This is a genomic window from Horticoccus luteus (assembly GCF_019464535.1).
Taxonomy (GTDB): domain Bacteria; phylum Verrucomicrobiota; class Verrucomicrobiia; order Opitutales; family Opitutaceae; genus Horticoccus; species Horticoccus luteus.
In genome coordinates this window covers 2,533,889-2,554,412 of the sequence record NZ_CP080507.1, presented here as the reverse complement: position 1 = coordinate 2,554,412, position 20,524 = coordinate 2,533,889, and the positions used below count along the sequence as shown (strand labels likewise).

The window sequence follows — 20,524 nt, the reverse complement described above, 5'->3', positions numbered from 1 at the left end:
AGACGCAGAATGGGTCCGGAGATAACCGCGCGGATTGAAAATTCAGCAAGAATTCTCGCGGCGGGCGAGGCGTTGCGCCGCAACAAAAGGTGACGGGCGCAGTGAACGGACGGTCGACAGCTAGGCGCGGACAAGAGACGCGCCTACAGTCTGCAAACCGGGAGGCGTTGGAATTACGGCGCGAGGGGGAGGCGGCGGGCGGAGCTGTTGCCGGCGGCGTCGTAGAGAATGACTTCGACGGACGTGGCGCCGGCGAGGCGCGCGGATGGAATTTCCAACACGAAGGTTTCTTCGCGGCCGTCGAGAATACCGTCGGCGGGTTGCTCGACGGTGTCTTTCGCGCCGTTGTTGAAATTCACTTCGAGGGCTTCGAGCAGCGACAGTGCATCGCGACCGCGGACGGTGACTTTGGTGGTGTCGCCATCGCGCGTGACGGTGGCGGCGGAGATTTCGGGGGGCGTGCGGTCGATGAGCAGGTCGTCGGTCTCGAAGGTGGTTTGCAGGCGATCAGCGGCGGGGCGCGGGGCCTGTTCGGTGGCGACGAGGCGGGTGAAGTAGAGGCCTTCGGGGAGATGCGTGGTATCGAACTGCACGTAGGAATCGCTGGTGTTGCGCGCGAGGTCGATCCAGGCGGAATCGCCGTCGTGACGAATGGAAACGGTGCACGTCACCTCGTCGTTGTCGGGATCGGTGACGTTCCACGTGATCAGTTGATTGCCGGGAGCGGGGACGAGCTGGCTCGCAAGCAGGGAATCGTGGTGGCGGTCTTTGTCGCTGTTGCCGGACGCGTTGAGGACTTGACCGAGCGTGATGCTGGCGGAGGGCGCGGAGTCGGGTTGCGGAATGAGGGCAAGATTGGGCGTGAGGATGCGAAAATCGGCGAGCTGCGGGCGGCGGTTTTGCGGGAGCGAGTAGAGGTCGGCTTTGTCGAGTTCGACGGCGGAAGCGGCCGGGGGAACGCGGAGACGCAGCTTCACATAGCGGCCGCGCAACGGGGTGGCGGGACGCCAGCCGCCGTCGGCGAACGCGAGAGGAGTCCACGGCGTCCAGCCCTCGGCTTCATCGGTGCCATTGCTGGCGCGGGCTTCGAGGGCGAGCTGGCTTTCGTCGACGGAGCGGACGCGGTTGAAGCGGAGCGCGCCGAGCCGGGCGGGCGAGCCGAGGTCGAGGCGGCGAGTCTCGGCCGAGCGCGGAGCGGCGCTGGTAAAATCGAGCAGGGCGAGGCCGGGGGTGTTGTTGCGCAAAACGAGAAAACGGCCGGGTGCGCCGGGGAGCGCGGCGAGGGCGTTGAGTTGCGCGGACGCGCTGCCGGCAAACGTGAGCGAGGTGCGGCGCGTGAGATCGTAGCCGAGGAGTTCGCCTTGTTCGCCGCCGGCGACGAGGAGGACGTTGTCGTGACGGGCGAGGCGGTAAAAGCCGGTGTTGTTGCGGGAGCTGAGGGTTTCGGGAAAACCGTCGGCGGGAAACCAGACGAGGGAGCTGCGGCCGGTGAATTTTTCCAGGAGAGAGGGCAGGTCGTCGGAGCTGTCGTCGTCGTTGGCTTTCGGATTCTTGAGCACGGGGTTGAGGCGGATCGCGGTCGGTCCGCCCGAAAAGACGATGCTCGCGTAAACGCCGCCGTGGTCGTCGGGCAGGAGGTCGGTGACTTCGGCGTCGCGATTTTCCTGGAGGAGCAATGGCGCGCCGCCGGTGGCGGGAAACTGGTAGATGTTACCGCGGGGCGCGGAGCCGGCGACGACGTGATCGCCGACGCGGATGAGGCGGCGGACGTTGCGGTCGCGGATCTCGCTCCAGAGGCGGAGGCCGTGGGCGGCGAGCGCGGCGTCGTCGGTGAGTTTTTCGGTGGCGAGACCGGCTTTCGCGAAGCGGGCGAGGTCGACGGCGTAGATGCGGCCGGGATTGCCGGTGGCGACGAGGACTTCGCGGCCGTCGGGCGAGGGGAGAAAATCAAAAACGGAGTCGGCTGGCAGGAGCACGCGCGCGACGACGGTGCCGGTCGCGGTGAGGAGGGAGAGCGAGCCTTTGGGTGAGGTGCCGGCGAGGACGGTGCCGTCGGCGAAACGGTGGACGGCGAAAACTTGGGAGTCGTCGAGCTTGGCCCACGTGCGGCTGGTGAAGCTCGGGCCGGAGGAGGCGTTCGCGGCGGAGTGGGTGGTGACGGTTAATTCGAGGATGCGCCCATCGGGGCCGGAGCCGGCGAGCCACTTGCCGTCGGTGGCGGGTTCGAGATTCCACAGGAGTTCGGCGGGGAGGGGGCCGGCGAGATCGGTGAGGACGGGGCCGGCGACGAGGCGGCCGTCGGAGCGCGTGGCGAGGCCGTGGAGATTGCGGCTCGGGACGTCGCGGAAAAAGTCGACGTTGTGGCGGTTGGAGAGCGGACCGGCGGCGATGGCGGTGGACGCAACAGCCGTGGAAACACCGAGGACGAGGGACGCGAGCGAGGCGCGAAAGAAAGAGGGCATGAAGAGAAAGGACGGACGCCGGGGCGTCACTCGACGACCTGGAGCGTGCGACGGTAGGCGGAGCCGGTGAGCTTGCCGGGAAGGAGATGTTTTTCCCAGAGCGGCACGAGGGCGTCGCGGTTTTGGAAACGCGTTTCGTCGGCGGTGCGCGCGATGCGTTCGAAGGAGCCGGGAAGGTCGGTGGTGCTTTGGGTTTCGTCGGTGAAGACGCGGCCTTTTTCGAGGACGGCGAGGTAAACGCCGTCGGCCTCGCGGTCTTCGCGCATGGCGGCGAGGTAGGCGTTGAAGCTGCGGAGTTGGGCGGCGAGGAGCGTGCGCGAGCGGCCGGAAAGTTCGTCGAGGTTGTGGCCGGGGAGGAGGACGACATCGAGGGTTTTACCGACCCAGGCGGAGTCGATGGGAACGTCGATCGTCTGGCGATGGGCGGCGCCTTGAAAGTCGCGCCACGCGAGGGTGGCGGTGACGGTTTCGCCGGCGCGCGCGGTGGTGCGGGAGAGCTGGAAGAGGTCGAGCGTGATGGCGGGGTTTTCGGCGAGGGGCTCGACGTTGAACTCCACGTGGTCGGGAAACGTTTTCAGGTAGGGGTTCTGAAGGTTGGCGGCGAGGCCTTGGACGAAGTCGTTGAGGCCTTGGGCGAAACCTTGGGGGCCGGCGTAGAGGGATTGGCGGGTGAGGGACTGGTGGGCGGCGAAAGTGATGTTGCTGCGAAGGCGAAACCCGTTGGCGAGGCCGGCGTCGTTGGAACCGAGAATGGCCTGCGTGACGCCGGTCGCGATGAGCGTGGGCGTGAGTTGTTGTTGACGCGCGACCGCGAAGTGGAGCTTGCGCGCGGTGGTGCCTTCGCCGCCGACATTGACGTCGACCGCGATCATGTCGGGGCCGGCGCCGAGAGTGCCGGAGACGGCGGAGAGGCGATCCTGGGAAATCGTGCCGATGACGCGGCCGGTGTTGGCGACTTTGATCGACTGAAGGTTCGAAGGCAGAATCGCGACGACTTCGGCGGAGCACATGGGGAGTGCGACATCGCCGAGGGTGAGCAGCGGATGACCGAACGCCGTGACGTGGCGGCCGTCGAGGCGGGAAACGCTGCCGGTCGCCGCGAGCGTGACATCGCCGGTCGCCACGGCGACGGCGACGGCGGAGCCGGGCTTGAGCGGGGTGACGGGCGCGGCGGGATCTGCGGCGGTCGTGCTGCCGCCGAGCGAAGCGGCGGAGAGCCCGAGGGCGGCGAGGCGCGGGGCGAAAAGATCGGCGACTTGCGGGCTGAGCCCGCTGATCGTGAAGACCGGACGGAGCGGTTGATAACTGCCGCGGGGCGAATCGTAGGCGACGGGCGTGGGCGAGAGGCCGGGCGAGCTGGATTTGGCGCCGACTTCAGCGAGATCGGACGCGGGCGTGAAACCGGCGTAGTGGACGGTCTCGAAGCGTTGGATCTGGTAACTGAGCGCGCCCGCGAGCTGGCCGTCGATGTAGAGCGGGCTGCCGCTCATACCGGCGACGGCGCCCATGTTTTGCACGCGCGGATCGGTGAGGCGGCAGAGGATGAGGGATTTGCCGGGGCCGAGGGCGTTGCGGACGACGCCGGCGACTTCGACGGTGAACGGCTCGGGTTGCGTGCCTTGGAAGACGGTCCAGACCTCGCCCTTCATGCCGGCGCGAACCGCGTCGAGGGGCATGAGGGCGGGTGAAACGGGTTGCGCGGCCTGAGCGGATGAAAAGGCGGGAACGAGACAGCAGAGAAAAAAGGCAGTGATCAGGCGGCGCATCGATGGACTAGGTGGGCGGGGATTGAATTAAAGTTCCTTGATTGCGCGGCTGAGGACGGTGCAAGCGCGATCGATCGCGGCGCCCTCGTGCGCAGTGCTGATGAAACCTGCTTCGTAAGCGCTCGGGGGCAAGTAAACGCCGCCGGCGAGGCAGGCGCGGAAGAATTGCCCGAAGCGCGTGGCGTCGGCCCGGAGCGCGGTGTCGTAATCGCGAACCGGTTGGTCGGCGAAGAAGATGGTGAACATGGAGCCGCATTGCGGCACTTGCACGGGGAGGCCTTTGGCGCGGGCGGCGGCGAGGACGGCGTCGCGGAGCTGGCGGCCGAGGGCGTCGAGGCGGGCGTAGGGATTGAGCTCGTCGAGGAGCTGGAGGGCGGCGATGCCGGCGGCCATGGCGAGGGGGTTGCCGCTCAAGGTGCCGGCTTGGTAAACGGGACCGAGGGGCGCGATGAGATTCATGATGTCGGCGCGGCCGCCGAACGCGCCGACGGGGAGGCCGCCGCCGATGATTTTGCCGAGCGTGGTGAGGTCGGGCACGATGTTTTCGAGCTCCTGCACGCCGCCGCGTGCGAGGCGGAAGCCGGTCATGACCTCGTCGAAGATGAGGAGCGCGCCGTGCGCGGTGCAGGCGGCGCGGACGTGCTGGAGGTAACCGGGGTCGGGTTGGATGAAGCCGGTGTTGCCGATGTAGGGCTCGATGATGACGCAGGCGATCTGGCCGGGGTTGGCGGCGAAGCCGGCGTCGAGGGCGGTGGGGTCGTTGAAGGGGAGGACGACGGTTTGCGCGGCGAACGCGGCGGGGATGCCGGCGCTGTCGGGGTTGCCGTGGGTGAGGGCGCCGGAACCGGCTTTGATGAGGAGCGAGTCGGAGTGGCCGTGGTAGCAACCGGAGAACTTGATGATCTTGTCGCGTTTCGTGAACCCGCGGGCGAGGCGGATGGCGGACATGGTGGCCTCGGTGCCGCTGTTGCACATGCGGACTTTTTGAATCGACGGGAAAAACGAGACGATGAGCTCGGCCATCTCGACCTCGGAGGGATTGGGCGTGCCGAACGAGGTGCCGTGCTCGAGGGCGTGGGCGATGGCGGCTTTGATGCGGGGGTGGTTGTGGCCGTGGATCGCGGGGCCCCAGGTGCAGACGAAGTCGATGAGCTCGCGATCGTCGGCCGTGACGAGGGTGGCGCCGTGCGCGGCTTTGACGAAGAACGGCGAGCCGCCGACGGAGCGGAAGGCGCGGACAGGGGAGTTGACGCCGCCGGGGATGAGCTGGAGAGCGCGGGTGAAGAGGGATTCGGAGGAGGACATTTTAACCGCTGATTTTCGGCCATTGGCGCTCATCTTTCTGATGCGCGCAAAGCGTTTCCACTCGAGTTTGTCGCGACAGCCGACGTTTGCGACGCAACGGTCGGGCTGGTCGGAGATGGAAATGAAAGGGAAACGCGCAGGCTGACTTCAGCTCACGTATTTTTGGACGATGGGGATGCGGCGGCCGACGCCGAAGGCGAGGGGCGTGATTTTCAGGCCGGGGGCGGCTTGCTTGCGCTTGTATTCGTTGAGGTCGACTTTGCGCGCGATGTCGTTGACGACCGCTTCGACGAAGCCGCGCTCGACGAGGTCGCGCCGCGAGAGTCCCTCCTCCACGTAACCCTTCAAAATCGCGTCGAGGATTTCATAGGGCGGCAGGCTGTCTTGATCGACTTGATCGGGGCGCAATTCGGCCGAGGGGGCTTTCTCGATGGTGTGGCGCGGGATGATTTCGCGGTCGCGGTTGATCCAGCGGGAAAGGGCGTAAACCTGGGTCTTGAAGACGTCGGAGATCACGGCGAGCCCGCCGGCCATGTCGCCGTAGAGCGTGCAATACCCGACGGCGACTTCGCTCTTGTTGCCGGTCGTGAGCAGGAGGGAGCCGAATTTGTTGGAGAGCGCCATCATGAGGACGCCGCGGATGCGGGCCTGGATGTTTTCCTCGGTCACGTCGCGCGGGCGATCGGCGAAGATGGGGCCAAGGGCGGATTCGGTTGCAGCGACGGCGTCGGCGATGGCGATCGTTTCAAAGCGGATGCCGAGGTTTTCGGCGAGCACGCGGGCGTCGTCGCGGGAGTGTTGCGAGGAAATGGCGGACGGGAGGGAGACGCCGAGGAGATTTTCGGCGCCGAACGCTTCGCGGGCGAGCACGGCGACGAGGGCGGAATCGATGCCGCCGGAGAGGGCGATGAGGGCGCGTTTGAAGCCGCTCTTGTGCGCGTAATCGCGAAGGCCGAGGACGAGGGCGTCGTAGATGTTGGCGAGTTCGGGCTGGGAAAATGTCGGCGCGGTGACGGGCGTGGTGGAAGGCGCGGCGGTGTCGATGACGGCGGTTTCTTCGCGGAAGGCGGCGAGGCCGAGGGTGACGCGGCCGGCGGGATCGGCGGCGAGGCTGCGGCCGTCGAAGATGAGTTCGTCATTGCCGCCGACGGCGTTGACGTAAACGACGGGGCAGCCGAGGGCGCGGGCGGCATCGGTGACGAGGGCGTGACGCACGCGGCCTTTGTCGTAGTGCCAGGGACTCGCGGAGAGGTTGACCATGAGATCGCACTTTTGCGCGACGAGCTGGTTCATGGGCGACACGCCGCGGTAGAGCTGGCGGGTGTTGATCATCGGGTGCGTCCAGATGTCTTCGCAAATGGTGATGCCGATGCGGTGGCCGTTGTGGGCGACGACGGTGGGGCCGGGCGCGGGTTCGAAGTAGCGATCCTCGTCGAACACGTCGTAAGTCGGCAGCAGGCACTTGTGCGCGTTGACGGGGATCACGCCACGGTGGCAGAACGCGGCGGTGTTAAAAAACGGGCGGCCGGAGCCGGAGACGTTTTTCGTGACGGTGCCGATGACGGCGGGCACTTCGCCGATTTCAGCGGCGAGCCCGCGGAGGGTTTCCTCGACGTCCGAGACGAAACGGCGCTTAAAGAGCAGGTCGCGCGGAGGGTAACCGCAGACGGCGAGCTCCGGAAAGACGATGAGCTCCGCGCCTTGCGTCACGAGCTGACGATAAACGGCGAGGATTTTACGGGCGTTGCCGGCGAGATCGCCGACGGTGGGATTAAGCTGGGCCAAACCGATGCGCATGACGAAGAGATCGGGCAACGTGAAGGGCTTTGCGCAGGCTGACAACTCGCAAGGCGGCCGCAACTAGGGCGAACTACTCACTTGCTTTAGTTGCAACCGTTGCGATCACGGTCGGATGAAATTCGCACTGATCCGTCGCGGTTGCCTCGTGGCCTCGCTTTGCAGCGCCCTGATTGGAGCGGCGCGCGGCCAAGTATTAACCGGGGATACGATGCAGGGAACGGATTTGCTGGCCACCGGTTATGCAGGGGCGCTGGCGAATGATATCGCGCTGACGCAGACTTTTTCGGGCATCAGTGGCATCGACACGATTACGTTTCGTTTCTTGTCGGCAGGGGTGAACTCCATCTCGTTTGGGCCGGGCACGGTGGATTACGTTTTCGGTGAGTGGAGCAATGCGACGGGTGCAACGAGCACCCTCCAGAGCTCAATCGCCTCGGGGCAGGCGAGTTTGGCCGACGCCAGTAGCTGGACCTCCGTCCCCACGCTGACGTCGCCCTTGACTGACTACGGTTTCAACGTGGCCCGCTATTTCGATGTGACGTTCGATCTCAGCAACTACGTGCTGGATAGTTCCCGGGTCTATGGGCTGACGTTCTTCGGCAACGGTTTTTCGGCGGCGAATGGCATTGCGTTGGAAAAATCGCTCTACGGTCCGGGCAGTCCGGATTATTACGCTGGCGGGACGGCCTACGCGCTTTACTCCAGCGGATACTCCGCAGGACAAAACCTGGGCACGCTGGCCGCGATTTCGGGAGATGAGCAAGGCACCGATTTTGCGTTCACGGCCAGTGCGATTTCACCGGTGCCGGAGAGTAGCACGATGGCCGTGATGCTGGCGGGACTCTTCGTTGCGGGATTGGTCATCGTGCGTCGGCGGCGTCAAGCGACGGTCGGAGTGAACTGAACGCGAAACGCGCTTTTTCGGCGTCGGATCCCGTTTTATTGGCTGCAGCGCCGGATCAACCGCGGACGCATCATCGAACGTTGGCCCGCGGGTGATCGCGGAAGTCACGCAGGTGGAGCCGGGCGGCGTTTCAAAGCATCCTTGATTTCGGAGCGCGGGGCGTTGACGTGGGCGGCGAACGCACTGATGCAGGCCCGCCCTTTATGTCCACTCCGCGCACGTTGATCCTCGCCTCCGCCTCGCCTCGCCGGAAGCAGTTGCTGGCGCAGCTGGGGGCGACGTTTCTCATCGAGGTCGCGCGGGTGACTGAGCACGAGGATCCGGCGACTGATCCGCGGGAGATGGTGGCGCATAATGCGGCGTTGAAGGCGGACTGGGTGGCGGCGGTGCATCCGGAGGCGGTGGTGCTCGGGGCCGACACGACGGTGTTCATCGACGGCACGGTGCTGAACAAGCCGATGGACATCGGTGACGCGCGGAAGATGTTGCAGCGGCTCAGTGGGAAAACGCACACGGTATTTACGGGACTCGCGGTGCGGTGCGCGGCGACGGGGTTGCGCCTGGATGAGGGCGTGGCCACGGAGGTGACGTTTCGCCCGCTCGATGAGGCCGCGATCGACGCCTATCTCGGCAAGGTGGACCCCCGCGACAAGGCCGGTGGGTATGCCATTCAGGAGCACGGCGAGATGATCGTGGCGGGCTACACGGGCTCGTATACGAATATTGTGGGTTTGCCGGTCGAAGCGACGAAACAAATTTTGACGAAGCTCGGTCTCCTCGGCTGAGTTGTAACGCTCTTCTCCGGATGACCCAAACGCTCGAACCTCCTTCCCGTCGCCGCCGGCGCCGCTTTCCGGTGCCGCGCTGGTCGTCCGATCCGGAGACGCGTTCGCTGCAGATCGGGATCATCGGCACCCTGCTGGTGCACTTGCTCTTGTTTTGCGGAGCCCGGGCGTTTCGGGCGCCAGCGATTACGTTTCCGCGACACGAAAAGCCGCGCCCGGAGTTCAACATCCAGCTCGCGCCGGAGGAATTCAAGATGCCGCAAAAGGAAGCGAAGCCGCCGCCGAAGAAGTTCGTGGAAGCGAATCCAGATGCGCCGGACAACGTGCCCGACAAGACGAATAATTTCGCCGCGCAAAATCAGCAAGTGGCACAGGAGAAACCGACGCCGAACGGGAAGAACGACATGCCGGCGATCGAGGGCCAGACGGAGATCAAAACCACGCAGATCGTGGATGGGCGCCTCGTGCCGCCGTCGGAACGCGTGCCCTCGGCGCCGCAACCCGAAACTCCGCCGACGCAGGAGGTGGAAAAACCGCCGGCGCTGGAGCAGACTCCCTTGTCCGGATTCGAGAAGAAGGAAGGGGATGACGAATCGGGCCTGGGCTCGAATATCGCAAAGTTCGCGCCTAATGCGAAGGCCGTGCCCAACAAGGTGGAGGGCATGAAGGACGTGCCGCTCATCCAAGACGCGACCGCCACGCGGCCGGTGATCGACCCGAAGCGGCCGCAGCCGCGGCCGAGCCTCGTGCAGGCGCCGTCGACGCGACCGGCGATTTTCACCGAGAACAAATTCGGCACGCAAAACATCGGCCTGATCGGAGTCAGCGCGGAGTTCAGCAATTACGGCGCGTATCTGCAAAAGATGATCGAGACCGTGCAGATTCAGTGGGACCGGATTCTGAGCGAGAGCCGCATCTATCCGCCGTCAGGCAGCATGGTGACGGTGAAATTTATCATGAACACCGACGGCGCGATCTCGCGGATCGTGAATGTCGACAGTCACTCGACGCAGCAGGCGGCGGCGGCGTGCACAAGTGCGATCACCTCGCGGGCGCCGTATGGCAAGTGGACCGATGACATGGTGGCGATCCTCGGCCAGGAGCAGGAGATGACGTTCTCGTTTTACTATCAGTGAAGGAGCTCGGCGAGAGCTTCCGGGCGGGACTGCCGCTGGGGCGGAACGTGATGCTGCTGCACGTGGACGAAAACGGCGTGGCGGCGTTTAACAAGCCGGCGGGCGTGCTGTCGCATCCGAACACGCGGGAAGACGAACCGCGCTCGTTGCTGACGGCGCACTATGATTTCGACGGCGAGTTTTTCCAATGGGACGACGGCGGAGTTGAGCGGCGGTTGTGGCTGCTGAACCGGCTCGATTCGGCAACGTCAGGCGTGATTCTGGCCGCGGCGGATGAAACGCTGGCGAAGGAGATTCGCGCGGAGTTCAAGCGGCGGCGGATCCGCAAAGTTTACCGCGCGGTCGTGTTTGGCGCGCCAGCGATTCCCGCCCAGTTCTGGCGCGACACCCTCACGGTGGAACGGCGCGGCGGCATGATCCGCACGGGCGCGGGTCACATTCCGTGCGAGACGCAAATGTCGCTCGTGCGGCGCGGCGTGCCGGGTCCGGCGCAGCGTTCGCTGTTGAAGCTGGAGCCGCACACCGGGCGGAGTCACCAGTTGCGCGTGCAGTGCGCGAAGCGCCATCTGCCGATCGTGGGCGACGCCACGTATGGCGACTTTCGCGGCAACCGGGAGTTCGCGCGGGCGATGGGCACGAAGCGGTTGTTTCTGCATTCGGAGGAGACGATTTTTCGCTACGAATGGAAAGGGCGGACGTGGGATTTCGCGGCGCGGGCGCCGCTGCCGGCGGAATTTGAGAAGGCGTTGTGACGTGAGGCGGCGGGAGAGCGGGCGGGCGGTTTTGGCCTTTGCGTCGCGCGGACAGGGTGATTTCAATCGGCGGCCTTTTCGCCATGATTCTGCCTAAATCCCACCGCCTGACACCGGAGCAAGTCGCCGAGATCACCGCCATTGCGGGTGAATTCGGGTGCAAGATTCAGCCGATAATCGGCGCGGTGCGGACGATCTACGCGATTGTCGGCGATGAGCGGGATGAGTTGATGATCAACCGGCTGGAGGGGCTGGACTACGTGGAGCGCATCGACCGCATCCAGTCGCCCTTCAAGTTGATGGACCGGCGTTCAGATCTGGCGAGTCACCGGATCAAGATCGGTGGCGTGACGCTCGGTGAGGAACTCCTTGTCGTCGCCGGGCAATGCACGATCGATCCGAAGAATCCCAATTTCTTCTACGAGACGGCGGCGGCGGTGAAAGAGGCGGGCGCGCACGTGCTCCGCGGCGGCGTGTGGAAGCCGCGCACGAATCCGTATTCGTTTCAGGGCGATGTGAAGTCGCTGGATATTCTGATGGAAGCCTCGCGGCGCACGGGGCTGCCGGTCGACGCGGAAGTCATGGAAGAGGAGCACATCGGCGTGGCGCTCGCGGCGGGCGTCAACATGCTGCAAGTGGGCGCGCGGAACGCGTTGAATTATTCGTTGCTGCGCGCGATCGGGAAAGCGGTGGCCGAGCGCGACACCGTGGTGCTGCTGAAGCGCGGACTGCACATGGGGCCGCTGAACGAGTTCATCTCGGCGGCGGAATATATCGCGGCATTTGGCAATCCGAACATTCTGCTGTGTCCGCGCGGCACGGCGCCGACGCTGGATGGCTATCGCAACCATCCTGACGAAAGCATCACGCCACTGTTGAAAGAAAAGACCTGGGCGCCGGTGGTCGTCGATCCGTCGCACTCCGTGGGCAAAGCGAGCTACGTGCCGGCGTGCGCGCTGGCCGCGGTCGCTTACGGGGCGGACGGACTTTGCATCGAGGCGCACGTGAGCCCGAATCAAGGGATCGGCGACGATCCGAAACAGGCGGTGACGCCGGACGTGTTGAAACAAATCATCGGGCAGGCAAGGCAACTCTGGACGCTGCGGCGGACGGGAGGGAAAGGGGAGAAAGCTTGACGTGTGGCTACATGAGGCCACATTAGAGGCATGAAGAGAAAAGGACGGGAAAAAGGTAAAGAATATCCCGAAGTGAAGGATGCGGCGGCGCAGATCCGGGAGGATGCGGCAGCCTATGGGTTGCGCCGTGATGTGCTGGGCGTTCGCGAGGCGAAGGACCAACTTTCGGCGCTTCTGCAGCGGGCGTCGGGCGGAGAGGAAATCGTGATCACGAGCGACGGCCGGCCGACGGCGATGATCGTGCGTTACAAACCGGTGATCCGCGGGAAACCCTATCAGCCAAACCGGGAGTTGATGCGCTCGATGCCGATGACCTCGGATTCGACGCCCCACATCCGGGCGGAACGCGACAGCGGCCCGTGAGCCGATGTATCTCGACACCTGCGTCCTCGCGAAACTGTTCGTCAACGAGCCGGATTCCGCGGCCTGCGTGGCCAAGGTTTCCGGCTCGGTGATTGTGACCTCGGAGCTGGCGTATGGGGAGCTGTTCTCGACGCTGCTGCGAAAGGAGCGGGCGAAGGAAATCAACGCAGCGCAGCGCTCGCTGTTGTGGGCGGAGTTCGAGCGGCAAGTGCAGGAAGAAAGCATTTATCTCGCGGTGCTCGACGGCACGATCGCACGGAAGGCGAAGGATGTGATGCTCGACGTGCACCCACACGTGCCGTTGCGCACATTGGACGCGATCCACCTCGCGACGTATCTGTCGGTGATCACCGGCTCGTTTTTCACGAAGGATCAGCGGATGCGCGAGGCGGCGAGACTGCTGGAAATTCCGCTCGTGGAGTGAAGAGGCGGGCGAGCCGCAGGCGGAAACGAGCGCGGGCGTCGGCAGCGGCTCTCTGCACGCACACGCGGCCACTACGGCGCAGAGATAAGCTGCGAATGCGGACTCACAGCAAACTGAGCTGGGAGTCGTCGGTGGGGGTGACGCTGATTTTCTTTTTCGGGCGCACGGTCGGCGCGGGAAGGGAAACGGTGGCGTCGTCGCTCTCCAATTTCGCGAGGATGGTTTTCGCGCGGTCGATGACGCTGAGCGGCAGGCCGGCGAGGCGGGCGACCTGGATGCCGTAGCTGCGATCGGCGGCGCCGGGAATGACACGCCGGACGAAGACGATCTCGTCGTTCCATTCCTTCACGGCGACGGAGAAGTTGCGCAGGCGGGGGAGGTGTTTCTCGAGTTGCGTGAGCTCTTGGTAGTGCGTGGCGAAGAGCGTGCGCGGGCCGCGTTCGGGCGAGCGGTGGAGGTGTTCGACGACGGACCAGGCGATGGCGAGGCCGTCGTAGGTGGAGGTGCCGCGGCCGATTTCGTCGAGGATGATGAGCGAGCGATCGGTGGCGTTGTTGAGGATGTTGGCGGTCTCGTTCATCTCGACCATGAACGTGGAGTTGCCGCGGGCGAGATCGTCGCTGGCGCCGACGCGCGAGAAGATGCGATCGACGAGACCGATGCGGCAGGCTTTCGCGGGCACCCAGCAGCCGATTTGCGCGAGGAGCGTGATGAGCGCGACCTGGCGGATGTAGGTCGATTTACCGGCCATGTTGGGACCGGTGATGAGCATGAGTTGGGCGTCGTCGCAGGCGAGGACGGTGTCGTTGGGCACGAACGCGGCAGAGCCGGCGTGCAGGCTGCGGTCGCTCTTCATCATCTGCTCGACGACGGGATGGCGGCCGTCGGTGATTTCGAGGGCGTCGGCGTCGTCGAGCACGGGGCGGCAATAGTCCCATTCGCGGGCGAGGGCGGCCCAGCCGGCGAGGACGTCGAGGGCGGCGAGATGATCGGCGGTTTGCGCGAGGGCGACGGAGTGGTCGAGGACGGCGGCGACGAGCTCGTTGAACAACGTGAGCTCACGGTGCAGCGCGTTTTCCTCGGCGTGGAAGATTTCCTTTTCCTTCTGCTTAAGCGCGTCGGTGATGAAGCGCTCGCCGTTCACGGTGGTCTGCTTGCGCACGTAGTCGGAGGGCGCGAGGTGGAGATTGGCCTTCGTGATTTCGATGTAGTAACCGAAGACGGAATTGTAGCGGACCTTCAGGCTCTTGATGCCGGTGCGCTCCTGCTCGGTGCGCTCGAGGTCGGAGAGCCAGGTTTTGTTGCCGCTGGTGAGGGCGCGCATGCGGTCGAGCTCGGGATCGAAGCCTGCGCGGATGAAATTGCCGTCGTTGAGATCGGCGGGGAGCTCGTCGGCGAGGGCGGCGGCGAGGTGGGCGCGCAATGCGGGGAGCTCGGCGAGCTGGGCGCCCAAGGCGGCGAGGGCGGTGGCGGGACCGGCGCCGGTCAGGCAGGCGCGGAGCGGGGGGATTTGTGCGAGGGTATCGCGCACGCCGCCGAGCTCGCGGGGATTGCGGATCCGGTTTTGGAGGCGGCCGAGGATGCGCGGGATATCGCGGACCTGGCCGAGCGAGTCGTGCAACCCGCCAAGGGTGCCGGGACGCTCGACGAGTTCGCCGACGAGGGACTGGCGGCGGCTGATTTCGGCGAGGTCGAGGGTGGGGGCGGCCATCCAGCGTTCGAGGAGGCGGGCGCCCGCTGAGGTGACGGTGCGATTGACCGCGGAGAGAAGAGAGCCCTCGCGGGTGCCGCGGGTGGACTGGAAGATCTCGAGGTTGCGCAGTGTGGCGGGGTCGAGCAGGAGGGTGCGGGTGCTGCGATATTCCTGCAGCGAGCGGAGGTTCTCGGGTTTGGCGCAGAGATTTTCCGTCGCGTAATGCACCAGTGCGCCGGCCGGGCCAAGCGCGGGATGGTCGGGCGCGAGGCCGAAGCCTTGCAGATTGAGCACGCCGAGGGCGGTCGTGACGGTTTGGGCGCCGAGGCCGGGTTCAAAATGGTAGCCGGGCAACTCGGTGCAGAGTCGCGGCGCGCAAAATTGATGGAGCGCGTGGAGCGCAATTTGATCGTGCGGGGCGGCCTGCCAGCGGGCGAGATCGCCTTCGGTGAGGACGAGTTCGGCGGGGTTGAGCGCGGTGAGGACGGGCAGAAGGTTGTCGAGGAGAGCGTCGGTCGCGACGCGGAATTCACCGGTCGAGAGATCGAGCCACGCGGCGTGGAGGCCGGCGCGGTCGCAGGCGAGGGCGCAGAGGTAGTGGTTGCGCGCGGCGTCGAGCTGGTTGGCGGAGAGGGTGGTGCCGGGGCTGAGGATGCGGGAGACTTGGCGGCGCACGAGTTTGCCGGGAACGGCGGGCTCCTGCTGGTCGCAGAGGGCCACTTTTTTGCCGGCGGCGAGCAGTTTGGTGACGTAGGAATCGGCGGCGTGATAGGGGAGGCCGGCCATCGGGTAGTCCTGGCGTTTCGTAAGCGTCAGGCCGAGGAGTTGCGACGCGAGCACAGCGTCGTCGAAAAACATTTCGTAGAAATCGCCGAGGCGGAAGAGCAGCAGCGTGTCGCGCGGGAGGCCGCGTTTCACGTCGAAGTATTGCTGCATCATCGGCGTGAGTTTTTCGGGAGGCGAGGACATGCGGGCGGAAGCGGGAGCGGCGAGGCGGGGAGCGGAGTGAACGGCGGTGGAGAGGAAAGGAGTTAACGGGAACGAGGCATTGAGGACACAGAGATTTTTTCGGGTTTGTCAGTCCATTTTCTCCGTGTGCTCACTGTGGGGGTGGTAAATCTTTTTCATCGCGATCTCGGAGGAGCGGGGCGGCCGCGGCTGGTGATTCTGCACGGGCTGCTGGGATCGTCGCGCAACTGGCAGACGGTGGGACGCGAACTGGCGGGCAGCTTCCATGTGCAAGCGTTGGATTTGCGCAACCACGGCGGGTCGGCGCACGCGGAGCCGATGGAGTATGAGGCGATGGTGGAGGACGTGGTGGGTTGGCTCGATGCGCAGGCGGAGGGAGCGCGGGTGACATTGCTGGGCCACAGCATGGGCGGGAAAGTGGCGATGCTGCTGGCGTGCCGGCACCCGGAGCGATTGCGGCAGTTGATCGTGGTGGATATCGCGCCGCGGGATTACCATTCGGAGGCGCATCGCGGGGAGTTCGAGGCGATGAATGAGCTGCGATTGGAGGAGCTGCACTCGCGGGCGGAGGCCGAGCTGCGGTTCGAGGCGCGCGTGCCGGATTGGGCGATGCGAAAATTCCTCACGACGAATCTGGAACGCACGGAGGACGGCCGCTGGCGATGGCTGATCAATCTGCCGGTGCTGACCGAGACGCTGCCCGTGCTGGAACGCGATGCATTGCGCGAGACGGATCGCTTTGGTGGGCCGACGCTGTTCGTCGCAGGCGGAAAGTCGCGTTATGTGACGGCGGCGGATCATGCGGCGGTGCGGCGGCATTTCCCGGCGGCGGAGATCGTCACGATGCCGGAGGCGGGGCACAATCCACACATGGAGACGCGGGAGGCGTTTGTGGCGCTGATAAAAGCGCACACGGCGCAGTGAGGAGTTGCGCGGCGCGGCGAGTTCGGGCGTGCTGACCGCCTCTATGGAGCTCCTCCAGACTGGCGCGCTGAAGACCTGGCAAAACCCTGAAACGCTGTCGCTCAACCGCCTCGCGGCGCGGGCAACGCTCTATCCGTTCCCCACCGCAGCGGCGGCGCGTGCGAACCGGCGGGAAGGTTCGCCGTGGTGGCGGTCGTTGAACGGCGAATGGGATTTCCGGCTCGTCGCGCGGCCGGAGGATGTGCCGGCGGAATTTGTGCGCGCGGAGTATACGTTGGGCGCGGAGTGGTCGAAGTTGCCGGTGCCGAGCAACTGGACGATGCACGGGCACGATCGTCCGCACTACACGAACGTGGAAATGCCGTTTCCCGACCTGCCACCGCACGTGCCGGATGCGAATCCCACGGGGCTTTACCGGACGACGCTGGCGGTGCCGGCGGAGTGGGCCGGACGGCGGGTGGTGCTGCACGTGGGCGGCGCAGAGAGTGTGCTTTATGTGTGGGTCGACGGTCAGCCGGTGGGACTCGGGAAGGACAGTCGTCTCCCGTCAGAGTTTGACGTGACGCCGTTCGTGCGCGCCGGCGGGACGCACACGCTCGCGGTGGCCGTCGTGAAGTGGTCGGATGCGAGTTTTATCGAAGATCAGGATCAGTGGTGGATGGGCGGGATTCATCGCGACGTGTATGTGTATTCGCAGGCGCCGCATTTCATCCAAGATGTGTTCGTGCGGGGCGACGTGGCGGCGGATTTGCGCAGTGGAAAACTGTGGGCGGAGGTGCAGCTCGGCGCGCCGGACGTCGAAGCCAAGGGCTGCCGCGTGCGGGTGCAGCTTTACGATCCGAACGGGCGCGCGGTGGGAAAGCGCGCGGAAGGCACGCCGACGAATGATTTCTGGCAGCGCGCGCGTCGGATCGTGACGTTCGCCATGCCGGTGCGGGCGCCGAAATTGTGGTCGGCAGAAACGCCGCAGCTTTATCGGGTGGTGGTCACGTTGATCGGGCCGGATGGACGGGCGATCGAACACACGGGGTGTCGCGTGGGGTTCCGCCGCGTTGAGGTGCGCGACCGGCAGTTGCTCATCAACGGGGCGCCGGTGCGGTTGCATGGCGTGAATCGCCACGAGCACGATGATACGCGCGGCAAGGCGGTGACGCACGAAGGCATGCGACGGGATGCGGAGGTGATGAAACGTTTCAACGTGAATGCCGTGCGGACCTCGCACTACCCGAACGATCCGCATTGGTATGCTGTGTGCGACGAAGTGGGGTTGTATGTTTTCGACGAGGCCAACATCGAATCGCACGCGTTCTATCATGAGGTGTGCCGCGACACGCGTTACGCGCCGGCGATGTTCGATCGCGGCGTGCGCATGGTGGAGCGCGACAAGAATCACGCGTGCATCGTGGCGTGGTCGCTGGGCAACGAGAGCGGCTACAGTCCGGTCCACGATGCCATGGCGGCGTGGATGCGCGGGCGCGATCCGAGCCGGGTCGTGCACTACGAAGGGGCGATCACGTTTGACTGGCGGGGCGGACGGGCGGCGACCGATCTCGTGTGTCCGATGTATCCGGAGATCGCGAAGATCGAGGCCTGGGCGCAATCGCTGGCGAAGGACGATCCGCGGCCGTTGATCATGTGCGAATACTCGCACGCGATGGGCAACAGCAACGGGAGTCTCGCGGATTACTTTGCGGCGTTTGACCGGCACCGCGGGTTGCAGGGCGGATTCATCTGGGAGTGGGTCGATCACGGGCTCAAGCAGCGCACGGCGGACGGGCGCGAGTTCTGGGCTTATGGCGGCGATTTTGGCGACACGCCGAGCGACAAGAATTTCGTTTGCGATGGGCTCGTCTGGCCGGACCGCACGCCGCATCCCGGCCTCGTCGAATACAAACATCTCGCTCAGCCGGTGCGGGTGCACGCGATCGATGGGCGGCGGGGAAAGTTTCGCGTGGAAAACCGGCGGTGGTTTACCTCGTTGGCGGATCTGCGGGGCGAATGGGAATTACTGGCGGACGGCGTGCGCGTGGCGCGCGGAAAATTGCCGCGGCTGCGAACGGCTCCGCAAGCGAGCGAAGCGGTGACGGTGCCGTGGCCGAAAACGCTGCCGACGGGAGTGGAGTTGCACGTGACGTTTCGTTTCCGGCTCAGCCGCGCGACGGCGGATGGTCCGGCGGGGCACGAGGTGGCGTGGAACCAGTTCGCGTTGTCACGAGCGACGAAGAAAGCGGCGACCAAGAAGATTTCGGGGAAAGTCGAAGTGAGTGAAACGCCGAGGGGTTGGAGCATTTGCGCCGGCGGGACGGAGCTGAGCGTCGATCGCGAAGCGGGCGTGATCGAGAAATGGCGGGTGGGCGGACGAGAAGTCATCACGCGCGGGCCGCAGTTGAACGTGTGGCGCGCGGCGACCGACAACGATGGGCTGAAACTTTTCAAGGAGGTGAAGTGGGGCGTGTCGCGCATGCTGCCACAGTGGCTCGGCGCGGGTTACGACCGGTTGGAACTGCGGGACACCCGCGTGACGTGCCGGCGCAGTGCGAATACAACGGAGGTGCGCATCGCGCAGACCTGGTGGTGTCCGGGCGCGGGCCGGCCGATCGGGCATCGACACGTTTACCGCGTCACCGGCGACGGCCGCGTGACAGTGGAGAATCGTATTGAGGTGGACCGTGCGCTGCCGGAGCTGCCGCGGTTGGGAGTGTCGTTGGTAATGCCGGCGGGTTTGGAGCAAGTCGCGTGGTTTGGCCGCGGGCCGGAAGAGAATTATCGCGATCGCAACACGGCCGCGCTCGTGGGGCGTTACGCGGGGACGGTGGCGGGCCAATACGTGCCTTACATCCTGCCGCAGGAGCACGGCAACAAGACGGAGGTGCGGTGGTTGGAGGTGAGCGATGCGCGGGGCGCGGGCGTGCGTTTCGAAGGCGCGCCGTTGATGGAGGCGTCGGTCAGCCATTTTACCGCGGCGGATTTGTTTGCGGCGGCGCATACCACGGACCTGGTGGCGCGGCCGGAGGTGCACGTGAATCTCGATTTAGCGCAACGCGGGCTCGGGACGGCGAGCTGCGGTCCGGATACGCTGCCGGCGTATCGCATCGAGCCGGGGCGGTATCGGTTCGCGTTTACCGTTTCGCCCAGATCCGGAGGGAGCTGAGGAGAAAATCTTCGAGCGCGGCCAACTCGTTCAAGTTGAGGCGGAGAAGGCCGGTGTCGCGCTCGAGGCGGTCGATGGCGTGGCCGAGGGCGCGGCGGAGGGTGGCGCGCTCCGGCTCGCTGGTGGCGGGATCGGCGAGTTGGGGCAGGGCGAAGGCGCTCGTGGCGGTCGCAATCTCGGCGAAGAGGCGGAGGCGGAGACCGTTGGTCAGGCCGGTTTCGATCGCGATCTGCTCGGCTTCTTCGAGGTCGGCAGGAAGGCGTTGCTTTTCGATTTCCCACGCCTCGGTGGTGGCGGCTTCGAGCGTGTGGCTGAAGCGGGCGATCAAACCGTAAGCGGTGAAAACGTAGTCGGCGGCGTCGCGTTTGCTGGAGACGCCGGCGGCGAGGCGGCCGAGCCAGGCGCGATAGTCGGCGAGCCATTCGGGCCAGCCATGAGCATCGAAGGTCGTGCCGGAGGAAGGGAAGCGGAAATGGAGGACGCGGCTGCGGATGGTGGGCAGGAGCGCGTAGGGCCGCGTGGTGAGCAGGAGAAGAACGGAGTTGGCCGGGGGCTCTTCGAGGGTTTTGAGAAAAATGTTGGCCGCGATGAGGTTCATGCGGTCGACCTCGTGGAGAATCGCGACTTTGCGCGGGGCGACGGCAGGTGAAACTTGGAGTTTGCCGATGAGCTCGCGGGTGGCGTCGGCGGAGATCTGGCGCATCTTGCCGGCCGGGCGCAGCGCGAAGCAGTCGGGATGTTCGTCGGGCGGGAACGAGGCGGGCGCGGAGGGGGTGTTGAGCAGGCGGTCGGCGATCGCCTGCGCCACGCCGAGGAGCGTGGCGTGATCGTCGCCGTGCAGAAGGATGCTGTGCGAGAGGCGCTGGCGGGCGATGGCCTGCTCGATCACCGCGACGGCGGGCGTGCCGACGAGGGAGGCCGGCCAGGAAACAGCAGAACTCATCCGAAGCGCGC

Annotated in this window: 15 protein-coding genes; 9 read left to right on the top strand and 6 right to left on the bottom strand. The window is 65.5% G+C overall.

Annotated features, from left to right (window positions below; all coding sequences use genetic code 11):
• Window positions 1-173: 173 nt before the first annotated feature.
• The 4 genes from K0B96_RS10590 to K0B96_RS10575 form a co-directional block, all read right to left on the bottom strand.
• Window positions 174-2,462, bottom strand: coding sequence for a YncE family protein (locus K0B96_RS10590; RefSeq protein WP_220160874.1), 2,289 nt, complete (start codon window positions 2,460-2,462; stop codon window positions 174-176).
• Window positions 2,463-2,488: 26 nt separating this feature from the next.
• Window positions 2,489-4,138, bottom strand: coding sequence for a SpoIVB peptidase S55 domain-containing protein (locus K0B96_RS10585; protein WP_220160873.1), 1,650 nt, complete (start codon window positions 4,136-4,138; stop codon window positions 2,489-2,491).
• 117 nt (window positions 4,139-4,255) lie between these two features.
• Window positions 4,256-5,533: a glutamate-1-semialdehyde 2,1-aminomutase gene (gene hemL, locus K0B96_RS10580; protein ID WP_220160872.1), complete on the bottom strand. Its 1,278-nt coding sequence runs from the start codon at window positions 5,531-5,533 to the stop codon at window positions 4,256-4,258.
• Window positions 5,534-5,680: 147 nt separating this feature from the next.
• Window positions 5,681-7,330, bottom strand: coding sequence for an NAD+ synthase (locus tag K0B96_RS10575; RefSeq protein WP_220160871.1), 1,650 nt, complete (start codon window positions 7,328-7,330; stop codon window positions 5,681-5,683).
• A gap of 115 nt (window positions 7,331-7,445) precedes the next feature.
• Here K0B96_RS10575 and K0B96_RS10570 point away from each other — a divergent pair, with 115 nt between their 5' ends.
• The 7 genes from K0B96_RS10570 to K0B96_RS10540 all read left to right on the top strand — a co-directional run bounded on the left by K0B96_RS10570 (window position 7,446) and on the right by K0B96_RS10540 (window position 12,833).
• Window positions 7,446-8,237: a PEP-CTERM sorting domain-containing protein gene (locus K0B96_RS10570; protein ID WP_220160870.1), complete on the top strand. Its 792-nt coding sequence runs from the start codon at window positions 7,446-7,448 to the stop codon at window positions 8,235-8,237.
• A gap of 203 nt (window positions 8,238-8,440) precedes the next feature.
• Entirely contained in the window at window positions 8,441-9,022 is a 582-nt protein-coding gene (locus tag K0B96_RS10565) for a Maf family protein (RefSeq protein WP_220160869.1), read from the top strand.
• A 20-nt stretch (window positions 9,023-9,042) separates the two neighbouring features.
• Window positions 9,043-10,158: a hypothetical protein gene (locus K0B96_RS10560; protein WP_220160868.1), complete on the top strand. Its 1,116-nt coding sequence runs from the start codon at window positions 9,043-9,045 to the stop codon at window positions 10,156-10,158.
• Entirely contained in the window at window positions 10,155-10,910 is a 756-nt protein-coding gene (locus tag K0B96_RS10555) for an RluA family pseudouridine synthase (RefSeq protein ID WP_255558616.1), read from the top strand. The genes K0B96_RS10560 and K0B96_RS10555 overlap by 4 nt, the downstream gene beginning before the upstream one ends.
• Before the next feature lie 83 nt (window positions 10,911-10,993).
• On the top strand, window positions 10,994-12,046 hold the full coding sequence (locus tag K0B96_RS10550) for a 3-deoxy-D-arabino-heptulosonate 7-phosphate synthase (protein WP_220160867.1): 1,053 nt from the start codon (window positions 10,994-10,996) through the stop codon (window positions 12,044-12,046).
• Window positions 12,047-12,076: 30 nt separating this feature from the next.
• Window positions 12,077-12,409: a type II toxin-antitoxin system Phd/YefM family antitoxin gene (locus tag K0B96_RS10545; RefSeq protein ID WP_220160866.1), complete on the top strand. Its 333-nt coding sequence runs from the start codon at window positions 12,077-12,079 to the stop codon at window positions 12,407-12,409.
• 4 nt (window positions 12,410-12,413) lie between these two features.
• Window positions 12,414-12,833, top strand: a complete 420-nt coding sequence (locus K0B96_RS10540) for a type II toxin-antitoxin system VapC family toxin (RefSeq protein ID WP_220160865.1) — start codon at window positions 12,414-12,416, stop codon at window positions 12,831-12,833.
• A 103-nt stretch (window positions 12,834-12,936) separates the two neighbouring features.
• On the opposite strand, the gene mutS is transcribed toward K0B96_RS10540, so the two are convergent.
• Entirely contained in the window at window positions 12,937-15,495 is a 2,559-nt protein-coding gene (gene mutS / locus K0B96_RS10535; RefSeq protein ID WP_220160864.1) for a DNA mismatch repair protein MutS, read from the bottom strand.
• 105 nt (window positions 15,496-15,600) lie between these two features.
• On the opposite strand from mutS, the gene K0B96_RS10530 reads away from it, so the two are divergent.
• Window positions 15,601-16,419 (top strand): alpha/beta fold hydrolase, encoded by an 819-nt coding sequence (locus K0B96_RS10530; RefSeq protein WP_255558615.1) that lies wholly within the window; start codon window positions 15,601-15,603, stop codon window positions 16,417-16,419.
• A gap of 28 nt (window positions 16,420-16,447) precedes the next feature.
• Window positions 16,448-19,570, top strand: a complete 3,123-nt coding sequence (locus K0B96_RS10525) for a glycoside hydrolase family 2 TIM barrel-domain containing protein (RefSeq protein WP_220160863.1) — start codon at window positions 16,448-16,450, stop codon at window positions 19,568-19,570.
• Here K0B96_RS10525 and K0B96_RS10520 read toward each other — a convergent pair.
• A complete protein-coding gene (locus tag K0B96_RS10520) occupies window positions 19,539-20,513 on the bottom strand; it encodes a DNA polymerase III subunit gamma/tau (protein WP_220160862.1) in 975 nt (324 codons plus the stop codon). The genes K0B96_RS10525 and K0B96_RS10520 overlap by 32 nt on opposite strands.
• Window positions 20,514-20,524 lie beyond the last annotated feature (11 nt).

What these genes read in the sequence shown, in the direction of transcription:
- K0B96_RS10590 (WP_220160874.1), bottom strand. Translation starts at nt 2,462, where the DNA reads ATGCCCTCTTTCTTTCGCGCCTCGCTCGCGTCCCTCGTCCTCGGTGTT.
- K0B96_RS10585 (WP_220160873.1), bottom strand. Translation starts at nt 4,138, where the DNA reads ATGCCCCTCGACGCGGTTCGCGCCGGCATGAAGGGCGAGGTCTGGACC.
- hemL (WP_220160872.1), bottom strand. Translation starts at nt 5,533, where the DNA reads ATGTCCTCCTCCGAATCCCTCTTCACCCGCGCTCTCCAGCTCATCCCC.
- K0B96_RS10575 (WP_220160871.1), bottom strand. Translation starts at nt 7,330, where the DNA reads ATGCGCATCGGTTTGGCCCAGCTTAATCCCACCGTCGGCGATCTCGCC.
- K0B96_RS10570 (WP_220160870.1), top strand. Translation starts at nt 7,446, where the DNA reads ATGAAATTCGCACTGATCCGTCGCGGTTGCCTCGTGGCCTCGCTTTGC.
- K0B96_RS10565 (WP_220160869.1), top strand. Translation starts at nt 8,441, where the DNA reads ATGTCCACTCCGCGCACGTTGATCCTCGCCTCCGCCTCGCCTCGCCGG.
- K0B96_RS10560 (WP_220160868.1), top strand. Translation starts at nt 9,043, where the DNA reads ATGACCCAAACGCTCGAACCTCCTTCCCGTCGCCGCCGGCGCCGCTTT.
- K0B96_RS10550 (WP_220160867.1), top strand. Translation starts at nt 10,994, where the DNA reads ATGATTCTGCCTAAATCCCACCGCCTGACACCGGAGCAAGTCGCCGAG.
- K0B96_RS10545 (WP_220160866.1), top strand. Translation starts at nt 12,077, where the DNA reads ATGAAGAGAAAAGGACGGGAAAAAGGTAAAGAATATCCCGAAGTGAAG.
- K0B96_RS10540 (WP_220160865.1), top strand. Translation starts at nt 12,414, where the DNA reads ATGTATCTCGACACCTGCGTCCTCGCGAAACTGTTCGTCAACGAGCCG.
- mutS (WP_220160864.1), bottom strand. Translation starts at nt 15,495, where the DNA reads ATGTCCTCGCCTCCCGAAAAACTCACGCCGATGATGCAGCAATACTTC.
- K0B96_RS10520 (WP_220160862.1), bottom strand. Translation starts at nt 20,513, where the DNA reads ATGAGTTCTGCTGTTTCCTGGCCGGCCTCCCTCGTCGGCACGCCCGCC.